Below are 12251 nucleotides of genomic sequence, written 5' to 3'. Positions count from 1 at the left end.
CATTAGAGATATTATGGTTAGGTTGAATCGGTCCCTCAAAGGTTACTATAACTACTACTGTATCACGGACAATTTACAGGAAGTGGCGAACTTCTTAGACAGCATTAAGCGGATATTGTTCAAATGGATGAATAGAAGAAGCCAAAGGAAATCGTTCAGTTGGGATAAATTTAATTTATTCCTTAGTAAATATCCGTTGCCTAGACCCAGAATTAAAGTAAACATATATGATTTGAAGAAAAATATTAACTATATTCTGTGAATGATGATAGGAAGAGCCGTGTGCGATAGTACCGCACGCACGGTTCTGTGAGGAGTGAGGAACTTAATATCTATACTAGAAAACAAGTTCCCGCTTACTCGACCGGGATTAGCTGGACAGGTGAGACCCCACAGGAGCATTAGCGACGAGGAGGCTCACCGCCAGCCCCGCGGAAAGCGAAGCGCCTGGAACGGAAATCAACAGCCCCTTTTTACCTCAAGTCAAAATAAAAAAGACTATAGGCAAGCTAGATTTTTTACGAGTTTGTCTACTCTGACCTCGGTTAACTAAACTGAGCTATTTTTAATGCAAGGAACAGAATATTGCCTCTCCTTATCTTAGATGTGTTTAACTAAAGAGACAAAGTATTTTATAATTAGGATGAATGCTGACTACATATTATCTAGAAGTTTTATTTTCATATTATTAATGAGACTTAAAATGAGGAGGTTAAAAGTGAACATAGGTCCACGAATTCTAAAAACGGGGATTGCGGTCACGATGGCTTTGTATTTATGCTCGGCCTTTCAATTGGAGCCAGCCATTTTTGCAGCGCTAGCGGCAACCCTGACGATTCAACCTTCGATTTACCGAACATGGAAACAGATGCTAGATCAAGTGATGACCAATACACTCGGGGCAGCTGTTGCCCTTTTCGCGATTACCTTTTTAGGAGACAACCCGATTACGATTGGTCTCGTGATCATTCTCGTCATCTCCCTAAGCCTAAAAATAAAAATGGAAAATACGATTCCGACGACACTGGTTACTGTGTTAGCCATAATGAGTGCGCCAGGGAATGAGGATTTTCTTTTTACCTTAAATCGCTTTTTGATTATCATGGTGGGTACCGGCTCTGCGATGATTGTAAACCTAACCATTCTGCCACCAAAGTACAAAGAAAAATATCTTGAAAGTGTTCGAGCGACCTTCCAAAGCCTGTCCTTACTGCTAAGGACAGCGGTATCAAATGAAATGACAGAAACATCATTTCAAGATCAGAGTAAAAAATTGAAAAAGGACATCGTGAAATTAGAAAACCAATACCAGATGTTTGATGAAGAACGTGGGAAGCTAGGAAAGTTAGGGAAAGTCAACGAAATGCATGCAAGAGAAGTAGTCATCTTTAAGCAAATGTTGAAAACCTTGCAAGAGGGGGAACAACTTTTAGAAAATATTGAAGAGCACTATTTTCAAAGCAGAACGAATAAGGAAGATAACCAGCTCTTTGATGAACATATCGAAGAATTAGTTAATTATCATGAATACCTATTATTAAAATATCAAGGAAAAGTGAAGGAACAACATGGGGACGACGAGGTACTAAAAAATAGTGGGGAATTTTTCGACCAAGTCCTCGAGGTCTATCATCAAGACAAAGAGCAAAAACTGCGGTTGATGATCATCACCTCATCGATTGTAGACTATACCTTCCACCTAAACAGATTAAATCAGTTACTAGAAAGGGGACGGTTCTAGTGCTTCCTCGTTCTCTGCGAGGTGGGGTGAATTTTTTACATATAAATAGAGGTGGAAGAATTGAATATAACGATTGTTAAGCCTGATCTCAAGCATGCAGAGGCGATTGCGACAATTTGTAGTACTGGTTGGAAACAAACAGTTGAAGGGTTACTAAGCGATGAATATCAAAAGAAAAATGTTGAATTTTGGTACAATCTTGATCGCGTGTGTAAGGATATAACGTCAGGGGCCTATTCACATGTAGCGCTAGTCAACTCCGAAGTGGTCGGAGTCATTGGAGGTGGAATGACTGGCCCACATGTTGGGGAGGTTTTTGTCCTTTATGTTGATGAAAGCTATCGATATCGAGGGATCGGAAGAAGGCTTCTTGAGGCGCTCTCCCAACAGCAGTTGGTTCAGGGAGCAACAGAGCAATGGGTATCCGTTCAAAAGGGCAATCAACGAGGAATTCCCTTTTATGAAGCAAGAAAGTTTGTATTCCACGAGGAAAAGACGACATGGACCGAGACAAATGAAAAGCAAGTTTCGTTACGCTATTCAAGACCACTAAGCTATAGAGGCTAAGGGGAGAAACGAGGGACAGGCCACACTGCCCTCGTTTTTATATGTGCGAGCGAAGGCTTTGGAGTCCCTGCTGTTAGTTTTTCTATATTTACTCTTATAGAATATAGCTCATTTATCCAATGAGTTTATTTAAATATAAATAACTGAACATTTAAACTATTAAAACATTTTATTATTTAAATAATAATATTGTAAAATATCGAAATAACTCCTATAATCTATTACAGAAAGACAGTTGTATTCCCCTGGAGGACGACAAGGGTGGTCATCCAAAGAAGGGAAAAGTCGTTTGGCATCCCAACGAATGCCCTATATTCACAAATAAAATTATTAAGAAACTTTGGGGGAGTATTTATGAAGAGTCTATGGAAAATGTGGAATCAATTGAGTCTGGTCAAACAAATCGTTGTAGGTTTGGTGGTTGGGATTCTCTTGGCTGTTTTGGCTCCAGAAGTAGGAAAGCCGGTTGTCATTTTAGGATCCTTATTTGTCGGAGCTTTAAAAGGAATTGCCCCGGTATTAGTCTTCTTCTTAGTCATGGCGGCCATTGTTCAACACAAAAGTGGTCAGAAAACTAATATGAAAACAGTGATTGCCCTTTACCTATCAGGTACTTTTTTAGCAGGGCTTGTAGCTGTTGTTGCAAGCTTCCTCTTTCCTGTTAGCTTAACTCTTGCAACAGGTGCTGAGGGTTTGGCTGCTCCAGGCGGAGTTGTAGAAGTTTTAAAAACGTTATTGTTAAATGTTGTTGATAACCCAGTGAGTGCGATTGGGAACGCGAATTATATCGGAATTTTAGCATGGGCAATTCTTCTTGGAGTTGCACTAAGAAATGCTCCTGAGTCAACAAAGACTTTAATTTCCAGCTTTTCCGAAGCGATATCAAAAATGGTTACATGGGTGATAAAATTTGCTCCATTTGGGATCATGGGTCTTGTCATCGAATCCATCACGACAAATGGACTTGAGTCTTTGCTAGGCTACGGAAAATTACTTGCGGTTCTAATTGGATGTATGCTGTTTGTGGCCCTTGTTGTAAATCCAATCCTAGTATTTGCAACGGTACGCCGAAATCCATATCCACTCGTATTTACAGCAATTAAAGAAAGTGGAATTACCGCCTTCTTTACACGAAGCTCAGCAGCAAACATTCCTGTCAATATGAGATTATGTGAGAAGCTTGGTTTAAACAAAGATTCTTATTCTGTATCAATTCCACTCGGCGCAACCATTAATATGGCTGGGGCGGCAGTTACGATTTCTGTTTTGACACTTGCAGCGGTTCATACATTAGGTATTCAAGTGGATATTCCGACAGCGATTCTTCTAAGTGTGTTGGCTGCGGTAAGTGCATGCGGTGCTTCAGGGGTAGCTGGTGGATCTCTATTATTGATTCCCCTAGCAAGCAGCTTATTTGGAATCCCGAATGAAGTAGCGATGCAGATTGTTGGAGTCGGCTTTATCATCGGTGTCCTACAAGATTCCTTTGAAACAGCTCTCAACTCTTCTACCGACGTCGTGTTCACAGCTGCAGCAGAATACAAAGAATTGCGCAAAGAAGGAAAAGAAGTAAAGATTCCGAAAACCGCCTAATAATATAGAAAGAATAAAGAAAAAGACTAGGAATCTTAGAAAAGTTCCTAGTCTTTTTCTTTATTATTTAAGACAGAGCTCTGTTAAAGGGGTAGTTAATTTTGCTAAGCGTTGATTGAAGCGGAAGGCGCTTGACTCCTGCGGGAGCAGCGGGACAGGTGAGACCCCGCAGAAGCGAAGCGACGAGGAGGCTCACCGCACGCCCCGCGGAAAGCAAGCGCATGGAGCGGAAATCAACATACTTTTGTAATAGAGCCTAGGTCATTGAAAAAAGAAAATTAATGCGCTGTCCCATGAGTTGCGAGATAAAAAATCATAAATAAACTAAAACCAAAAAGTAGAAGGCAACTTATATAAAATACCTTTCTCCATAATCCCCCAATAAAGTAGACACTCACTAATAAAAAATAGAGAACCGCACTTCCTACTATAAATAGTAAAAACTCTTTTGCTTTATACGAAGCTATTGGATTTGTTACAAGTGTTAAAGCTAATCCCGCAAAGATAAATAGCCCGATCCCATAAAATAGATTTCGCAAACTTCCTTCTTTTTTAGTAGTTAGTTCCGTCTTATGGGACATTTGAGTATTTGGTTCCAAACATTCCACCCCATCTTTTTATATAAATAAATGATTCTTATAGTTGATATTAACATAAAAAATATAGATTATCCCGAACGGGAAGCACGACAACGTTCGGCAGGTGATTATTGACTATTTCTCCAGTATGTCCGGTACCTTCTTGCTATGCTTTTATAAACTTCGCCTAGCCATCACCTAAGGAAACAAACTTTTTATGTTAAAATAAACGAATCTTTACCGTATATACAGGAGGTACCATGGAGAAAAAAATAGATCATATCGGGATTGCTGTCCGCGATATGGAAAGTAGCATAAATTTTTATGTGAATGTTCTTGGTGGAACATTGATTGATCGATACGTAAGTGAAGCCGTTGGCGTTGAAAGTGAAGTCACGATCCTTGAGGTCAATGGAGACCGTATTGAGTTACTAGCTCCAACAAACAATCATACATCACCAATCGCCCGGTTTATCAAACAAAAGGGGAAGGGAGTTCACCATATTGCCTACCGCGTGGAAAACTTGGATACGGCTTTAGTTGAACTTGAACAACAAGGGATTCGAGTATTAGCGGAAACATTACGGACGAACAAACATGGAAGACGGTTAATCTATCTGAATCCGGCTGATACAGAAGGGACCATTATTGAGTATTGTGATTACCCAGACGTTACCTAAGGAAGATGAAGATACTCGGTTTCCACTGTTGGTCTAAGTGGATAATCTCCTTCTGTTAATATCTACTAAGAAGTTTTCATATAAAAATCTTGATTTCTGATTTATACTAGAGTTTTATGAGATTATTGGATTTAGAGATATAACTTGTTGGAGGTTTAAACATAGATGGCTATAAAAGCAGAAACAATGGTTGTTGAAATAAATCATTTAGATGAAAAAGGTTCAGGACAGGCTGTTGTATGGCGTGAAAATGAACTAGGAAATAAGAAAAAGTTAAAGCTAACGATTCCACAAACACTACCAGGTGAACAAGTACGTGTAACAGTGGATCAGCCAGATCGTAAAAGAAGAAAGGCAATGCCTGAAGAAATCATCGAAATGAATGCTGATCGAATCGGACCTGAGTGTCCACATTTTGAAAAATGCGGCGGATGCGTCTGGCAGCACTGGGAATACAATGCTCAATTAAATCAAAAGACTTCCCATGTAAAACAGATGATTGAAGCGCAAGGGTTCAATCCTGAACTTGTTCAAGATACAATCGGTGCCGAGAATCCATGGCATTATCGTAATAAAATGGAGTTTACCTTCGCGGTTGATGGATCCCTTGGATTACATGAACAAGGCAATTTCCGTAAAATTATCTCCCTTGAGACTTGCTTGATCGCAGGGAAAGAAATGGTTGAAGCGGCAATGGAAGTGGCTGAATGGGTGAAAGACCATCAGTTAAAGGGATATGACAAAGACTTACATGAAGGGTTACTTCGCCACTTAATGGTTAGGCAATCATTCGCAACAGGGGAGATTATGCTAGGCTTATTTGCAACAGAATCGCCAGAAGAGCATTTAAAGCAGGCAGCGGATGATTTAGTTAAGCGGATTGGTGAAAAGTTCCCTGCAGTGAAAAGCTTAATGTGGTTAGAAAACACGGATTGGGCAGACCGTACTCAAGCAGAAAAGAAGCATTTACTAGCTGGCCGTGACTTTATATACGATGAAATGGATGGCTATCGTTTCCGTCTTTGGTTTGATACCTTCTTCCAAACGAATCCTGTACAAGCCCAGAAATTAGTCGACATCGCGATTGAAATGGCACAACCAAAGAAAAGTGAAAAAATGATTGATCTTTTCTGTGGCGTAGGAACATTTTCACTGCCGTTTGCAAGCAGAGTAGAGAAACTGGCAGGAATTGAAATTGTCGAGACTTCTATTGAATCAGCAAAAAGAAATGCGCTTGATAATGGCCTAGACAATACTTATTTCCTAGCAAAGGATGCGCGCAAAGGGATTGACGAAGTATTAGAAACTTTTGGGACACCTGAATTGTTATTGCTCGATCCTCCTCGGTCAGGAGCAGGTGGAAAAGTCATGAGAAGAATTGGCCGTGCCAAGCCAGAACGCATTGTGTACGTTTCATGTAATCCCGAAACATTTGCCACAGATATAAAAGAACTAGAGCAATTTGGTTATACGTTAGAAGTCGTTCAACCAGTTGACTTGTTTCCGCATACGACACATGTGGAGTGTGTGTCGCAACTTGTTCGTAAGGATTAGCAAAATAAAATACAAAATGGCTCAGTCACTTGACTGGGCCATTTTAAATTTAAGACTGTATAACCTAGAGTCGACAAGAAATGACATATATCGGGTTGTGACAGGCACTGAGCACTAAGCACTAAGCACTCAGTCCGCTGGCCGTAAAGGTAGCAATCCGTTGTTCCCATTCAACTCTAAGATCAGATCTCTTCATAGCAAAACCTCCATAACATTTGATCTCTAGGAGATTATCACATATAAAAAGGCGTCAAACCATGTGGGCATAGTTTGACGCTTACAGTGCAACTGCAAGATCAAACCAGTCACTTTCACCGGCTAAATTCTCTGCTACTTCTTTTAAGGCATCAGCTCTAGGATCATTGGTTTTATAAATCCTATGACCAAAACCCATAAGCTTTTCGCCATTTTCTATCTTTTTTATTATCCATGGCTCTATATTGTCTAAAGTCCCTATTTCATCTAACATTGTATCGTTGATGAAGTAGTGAATAGGATACTTTGTTTTCGACATCTAATGTAACGGGGACAATCGTAAGTTTTTGATCCGGCATTTGAAAAGCACCTCCCTTGATACTTTCATAGTACCGGGAGGCGCTGCGTGTTTTATATGCTTTGTTTGATTGGGGGCTTCCTTTTTTATTATCTATTTTTAAAATTTTCCATTGTAATTGTTAAAATATAGTGTATTTCTTTTATTGATTTCGATTTAGTTTTAAAGTGTGACATTAGTTAACCAACCTCATTTACAGGATTTGGTTACTTTAATGAAACCTTTCAGCCTTTATCGCAAAGACGTAAAATGTTTTTAATTAGGGATTGCAGAACGATAGAGTTTGTGTAAAAAAAGCCGTACTTTCATTTAATTGGGTATCCCCAATCAAGGATTGGTTGAATGATTCCAATCAATTCTTGAGAGGCGCTGCTCTTTAAATTGTATGCTGCCAAAATGGTCATACTTAAGACCTCTCGTATGACATATAATGTTTCATTTCCTATTTCAGGTTGAACACCATCAATGGATAAGATAAGGCCACCGTTTTGTTCAGCCACTTTGTTCAACAACTTTGTTCAGAGTATCTTTCATATTATCCTGAATCGCTGATCTAAGTAGTAAAGCGTAACGTTCGTACAGTTATTGAACTTGCCTTTTTGATATTTTCACCTGCTTCTCAGACAGGATAGTGGTGATTTCCGAACGGGTTTTATGTTCTTTGAAGCGCAAGTTTCCAATGTGTGCAATGATATCCGTGCCATAGGTGATGTGTTTCATACTAAACTGTTCTGCATCCGTAGAACGGTAAACAGAATTGTTATCGCAAGTGTTATTTTCACAACGATAACCTAGATTAAAAACTTTAAATCCCCCTTCTTCCACGGTGACACTGACCATATCCCTTATAAATGACGCTCCTTTGATTTGCTGCTACTGTATGCAACTTTTTAAAGGAATTTTTTTTGATATCCAAAGTGATTTTTATTTAAAACGCAGTATCTACTATTTTATCATCTCTTCTTTTACTTCATTTTTTCTTTCCACTGAATATGAATTTTTTCGTGCACTAAAATTCTATTAGTATAGTAATTTTTAACAAATGTGGTATAATCATCAAGAACATTATGGAATGTTATACAAAAATTGGAAATTCAGGGGGAATTTAAGGTGAAAAAAGCTATTCTCTTAGTTGCTTGTTTGTGTTTAGGTCTAGGCATTTTTGGTTCATCTGCATCTGCAGCAGGAGACAGTATAACTGTTACCAATAATTTCACAGCAAAATGGTCGAAAAAAATAACAGTAGCTTCAACTGGTTCTTTTAAATATGGATTTAATACACTATTGATTAATGAAGATTTTGTTCATGCTTTCCATCCATCTAAAAAAATCAATGCGAATTTGAAAAATGCAAACGGTACACACAATGCTTCATGGAATCCACTTTTGGGGCTTTATGCTGCGGAAGTTAGACATAGTGGTAATACAGTAACTTACAGTTATAGTTATTGATAGATAAGTTCTATACAATAAGTAAAAATTTAAAGTAGAAATGAGGGGTGGGATTTTGAAAATAATTAAGCATGTAGTAATTTTTTGTTTAATCTTTGTTGCCTTAATAGCTGTCGGAGAAAGTTATATGTTTCGATTGAATAATTTTTATAATGAGTATCCCAACACAACTATATATCCTCAAAAAGGGATAAGAGATGCCGAAATGCTCCATGATGTACAAGTGGCTGCAAAAAAAAATTCTGTTGATTTTTTTGTTTTCGAATACTCACCCCTTAGTATTTTCTATTCAAAATATACTATTTATGGAACTAAGAATGCAGAAAAAAGTATCAACAAGCAGTCCAAAATTTTTGAGAAAAGATATTCGAGCCTTTTCTTAGGAGATATGAGTTTTGAATTTGAAAAAATTGAAGATTTAAAAAGTGTTGGTAATATCAGGAACTATTACTTAATCGGTAATGAAAGAAATATTCACCAGTTTAAAATGGATTTGATTAATAAATATGCTGGAAATCACCCAAAGGCTGGCTTTGTTGATAATGAACAGCGAAACTTGGCAATTTCAATTTGGGTTATAATTATTTTTGTAACTGCCTTACTAACTATTTATGATATAAATTATCAAAAAAAAGAAGTCATGATTAGAGTTTCTTTTGGAGAAAGAATTAGTAAAATTATAACGGGCAATATTTTGATAGATTCAATTGTGATTATAATTTTCTTTTGTCTTCAAATGTTATTTTTATCAAACTATACTGAAGTTACATATAATCTTAATATTTCAATAATAATGTTATGCGTTTTACTTATTATAAACGGTGTACTATATTTTAATTTTTACTTTCAAAGTTTAAAAGTAGCTTTCTCTAATGGTGTAAATTCGAAGAAAATTTTAACTATTACATATTTATTAAAATCATTTTCAATAATTTTAGTTGTACTTATTCTTTCTAGTAATTTTGCTGTCATATCTCAGTCACTAAATCTATATAAACAAAAGGATTTTTTCGAGAAGCATGCTGATTATAATTATATTGAATTTGGCTATCTACCTATACAGCATAGTGATGGTTCGATAGATCCCATGACTGATGAAGATGCTATTATAAATGAAAAGTTTTACAGAGACTTTTTTAATAATTTCAACCCGATTGTTCTCTTTGAAATGGATTATTCCATGAGCATTCAATCTGAAGTAATACAGACAAATAATAATTCATTAGGTTATTTATCAGAACAAATAAGTGTACTCAGAAATAAGAAACTGGATAAACCATTTTACTTTCTAGTCCCTAGTAAAATAAGGGATGAGCCTAACACATTATATGAGATTGAGAGAATTTTTAAAAATGAAAATAAAAGTCCTTCGTACGGTGAGTATTCTATTATTTACTATGATGAAAATATTGAAATAATAAAAATGAAAAAGGGAGATGTTTATGAAACTAAGATGGTTAAAAATCCAATTGTGTTTCTAAACAACTATCCAGCTAATAACATTAATGAACCCTTAGGAACAGACTTTAAAAGTTTTTTATTAGTAACCATGTATAAATCTACAGATAGCGAATTAACACGCTTTATAAAAGAAAATCAACTTACTGATCAAATTATTATTAATACTAATGTTTATGAAAACTACAAACACCAGTTAAAAAAGGCAAAGAGGATTTTATATATAAATATAGCTTTTAGTGTATTAATATTATTTTTAGAGTTTTTGATTTTGAGTTTGGTTATAAGACTAGAGTATAATTTACATGCTTTGGAGTTTTCTGTTAAAAAAATTCTTGGTCATAGCATGATTGAGAAAAACAAGAGGTTAGTTTTTTTGACAATAATTATTACAGTTATGAGTACAATGATTTCTGCTTTGGTAGGTTCGAACTTTGGATTAAGCGAGGTCAAAAGTGTGTTAGCAGGAGGATTTATCATATTACTGCTAGAAATTTTCACTATTATTTATTGTATTTCTAAGGTCGAAAGGGCGCAAGTTCCTAAAATTCTAAAGGGTGGCAATCTATGATAGAAATAAGAAATTTATTGAAGAAATATGATAGTAACTTGCTGTTTTCAAAATTTAGCCTTGTAATTGAGGATGGAGAATTTGTTGTTTTTTCTGGGCCAAGCGGTTGTGGTAAAACAACACTATTAAACATGATTGGTGCATTGGAACCATTTGATTCAGGAACAATAATTGTTGATGGGTTAGATGTAAGTAAAAGGAAAGTACACCTTAAATATTTTAGAGAAAAAGTGGGTTTTTTATTTCAGAATTTTGCATTGGTTGATAATAAAACTGTAAAGGAAAATCTTAAAATGATTCGTAAGGGTTCCCGAACTGAATTGTCAATCGAAGATGCACTTAGATTTGTAGGTTTGGAGGACAAAATAGAAAACAAAATCTACACCCTTTCAGGGGGAGAACAGCAAAGAGTTGCATTGGCGAGACTCATGTTAAAAAAATGTGATGTGATATTAGCAGACGAACCAACGGGTTCCCTAGATCAAGTCAATACCAGAATCGTTTTGGACATTTTAAAAAATATGAATAAGCAGGGAAAAACAGTTATTCTCGTTACTCATGATGAATTCGTGAAGAGTCAGTTTAAAAGGGTGGTTTATTTGTGAAAAAAAGAAAATGGATTATTGGGTTATTAGTGCTTTGTGTACTGTTTATAATATGGAATTTAGTTTGGTTTTTTTCAGTATCAACCACCTATAATCAATTGACAGAAAATATACCTAAAGATCAGCATAACGATTTCTTTTTAGAAAAGGATGGATATTCCTATTATGTTGTCAAGCCAAGTTACTTAACATGGGCTGGAAATCTAACTATTACGAATTTGGACACGGATAATTCAATCATTATTTGGCCATCCGTTTTTGATGACAGTTTTGAATATGGACTTCTAGTACATGTTGGTGATAGTGGTGAATCTGTCATGGGTATCAAAGTTGATGAAAAATTGAGATCTATTGAAAGTGATCCAGATAGTGAGAAAATAATTAATGATAATAAGAATGAACTAGAGTTGATAATGTCTGAAGCTAAAAGCTTTTGGAGTATAAAATAGATATGTAAGTAGAATTGTATAAGGGGATTTATAAGTTATATATGGTCTCTAGTTACAAAAAGCAGTAAATGCCTAACGGAAGGTTATTTGGTATACACTTTTTTAGTATATCACCAATTGTATTTGGCAAGCAAAAAATGTTCAAAACGGCAGATAAAAATGTATCCATTCAAACCACTCGTCAACGATATTGCTAGTTTTGTAATAATGACTCCTTATAGCGATGACTGTCGCCGTTAAATACCACCAGATGAGAATGGTGGATCAGCCGGTCAATGACTGCCTCCGTCAAAATCGGATCACCAAAAACGTGGTTCCACTGACCGAACTGCAGGTTGGTTGTAATAATGATGCTTTTGGTCTCATAACACATTGAAATTACTTGAAATAATAGCTCTCCACCTTGTTTATGCAAAGGGATATAACCCAGTTCATCAAGGATTAATAAAT

The 12251-nt window shown here is 36.3% G+C and carries 14 protein-coding genes; 10 read left to right on the top strand and 4 right to left on the bottom strand.

Annotated features, from left to right (window positions below):
* Nucleotides 1-13: 13 nt before the first annotated feature.
* From BMX30_RS22930 to sstT, 4 genes are all read left to right on the top strand, one after another.
* Nucleotides 14-262 (top strand): group II intron maturase-specific domain-containing protein, encoded by a 249-nt coding sequence (locus tag BMX30_RS22930; protein WP_244532702.1) that lies wholly within the window; start codon nt 14-16, stop codon nt 260-262.
* Nucleotides 263-718: 456 nt separating this feature from the next.
* Nucleotides 719-1741 carry an FUSC family protein gene (locus tag BMX30_RS22920; RefSeq protein ID WP_090750635.1) on the top strand — a complete coding sequence of 341 codons (1023 nt, stop codon included), beginning with the start codon at nt 719-721 and terminating at the stop codon, nt 1739-1741.
* Between the two features lie 60 nt (nt 1742-1801).
* Nucleotides 1802-2308, top strand: coding sequence for a GNAT family N-acetyltransferase (locus BMX30_RS22915; RefSeq protein ID WP_090750633.1), 507 nt, complete (start codon nt 1802-1804; stop codon nt 2306-2308).
* 354 nt (nt 2309-2662) lie between these two features.
* Complete coding sequence (gene sstT / locus BMX30_RS22910; protein ID WP_090750646.1) at nt 2663-3901, top strand: serine/threonine transporter SstT; 1239 nt, start codon at nt 2663-2665, stop codon at nt 3899-3901.
* 278 nt (nt 3902-4179) lie between these two features.
* Here sstT and BMX30_RS22905 read toward each other — a convergent pair whose 3' ends face one another.
* The gene (locus tag BMX30_RS22905) at nt 4180-4500 is read right to left on the bottom strand and encodes a hypothetical protein (RefSeq protein ID WP_244532701.1); all 321 of its coding nucleotides are present in this window, start codon (nt 4498-4500) and stop codon (nt 4180-4182) included.
* Nucleotides 4501-4739: 239 nt separating this feature from the next.
* On the opposite strand from BMX30_RS22905, the gene BMX30_RS22900 reads away from it, so the two are divergent.
* Both BMX30_RS22900 and rlmD read left to right on the top strand, forming a co-directional pair.
* Nucleotides 4740-5159, top strand: coding sequence for a VOC family protein (locus tag BMX30_RS22900; RefSeq protein ID WP_090750631.1), 420 nt, complete (start codon nt 4740-4742; stop codon nt 5157-5159).
* 165 nt (nt 5160-5324) lie between these two features.
* Nucleotides 5325-6713: a 23S rRNA (uracil(1939)-C(5))-methyltransferase RlmD gene (gene rlmD, locus BMX30_RS22895; RefSeq protein ID WP_090750629.1), complete on the top strand. Its 1389-nt coding sequence runs from the start codon at nt 5325-5327 to the stop codon at nt 6711-6713.
* Nucleotides 6714-6990: 277 nt separating this feature from the next.
* Here rlmD and BMX30_RS22890 read toward each other — a convergent pair whose 3' ends face one another.
* Together BMX30_RS22890 and BMX30_RS22885 are read right to left on the bottom strand one after the other, a co-directional pair.
* Nucleotides 6991-7182: a citrate/2-methylcitrate synthase gene (locus tag BMX30_RS22890; protein ID WP_244532700.1), complete on the bottom strand. Its 192-nt coding sequence runs from the start codon at nt 7180-7182 to the stop codon at nt 6991-6993.
* Between the two features lie 389 nt (nt 7183-7571).
* Nucleotides 7572-7766 (bottom strand): hypothetical protein, encoded by a 195-nt coding sequence (locus BMX30_RS22885; RefSeq protein WP_090750626.1) that lies wholly within the window; start codon nt 7764-7766, stop codon nt 7572-7574.
* A gap of 610 nt (nt 7767-8376) precedes the next feature.
* Between BMX30_RS22885 and BMX30_RS22875 the strand changes: the two genes are divergently transcribed.
* From BMX30_RS22875 to BMX30_RS22860, 4 genes are read left to right on the top strand one after another with little or no spacing between them, the layout of a single operon-like run.
* The gene (locus BMX30_RS22875) at nt 8377-8718 is read left to right on the top strand and encodes a mediterrocin family bacteriocin (RefSeq protein WP_090750622.1); all 342 of its coding nucleotides are present in this window, start codon (nt 8377-8379) and stop codon (nt 8716-8718) included.
* A 55-nt stretch (nt 8719-8773) separates the two neighbouring features.
* Nucleotides 8774-10747 carry a hypothetical protein gene (locus BMX30_RS22870; protein ID WP_090750620.1) on the top strand — a complete coding sequence of 658 codons (1974 nt, stop codon included), beginning with the start codon at nt 8774-8776 and terminating at the stop codon, nt 10745-10747.
* Nucleotides 10744-11352, top strand: a complete 609-nt coding sequence (locus tag BMX30_RS22865) for an ATP-binding cassette domain-containing protein (RefSeq protein ID WP_090750618.1) — start codon at nt 10744-10746, stop codon at nt 11350-11352. The genes BMX30_RS22870 and BMX30_RS22865 overlap by 4 nt, the downstream gene beginning before the upstream one ends.
* Complete coding sequence (locus BMX30_RS22860) at nt 11349-11801, top strand: hypothetical protein (protein ID WP_090750616.1); 453 nt, start codon at nt 11349-11351, stop codon at nt 11799-11801. The genes BMX30_RS22865 and BMX30_RS22860 overlap by 4 nt, the downstream gene beginning before the upstream one ends.
* 193 nt (nt 11802-11994) lie before the next feature.
* Here BMX30_RS22860 and BMX30_RS22855 read toward each other — a convergent pair.
* Nucleotides 11995-12251: ATP-binding protein (locus tag BMX30_RS22855; RefSeq protein ID WP_139195434.1), on the bottom strand; the 257-nt coding region annotated here is incomplete at its 5' end.

Origin of the sequence: Mesobacillus persicus, assembly GCF_900109925.1 — a bacterium.
Classification (GTDB): Bacteria; Bacillota; Bacilli; order Bacillales; family Cytobacillaceae; genus Mesobacillus_B; species Mesobacillus_B persicus.
The sequence above is the reverse complement of the archived record's forward strand: the minus strand, read 5'-3'. Positions and strand labels throughout refer to the sequence as shown.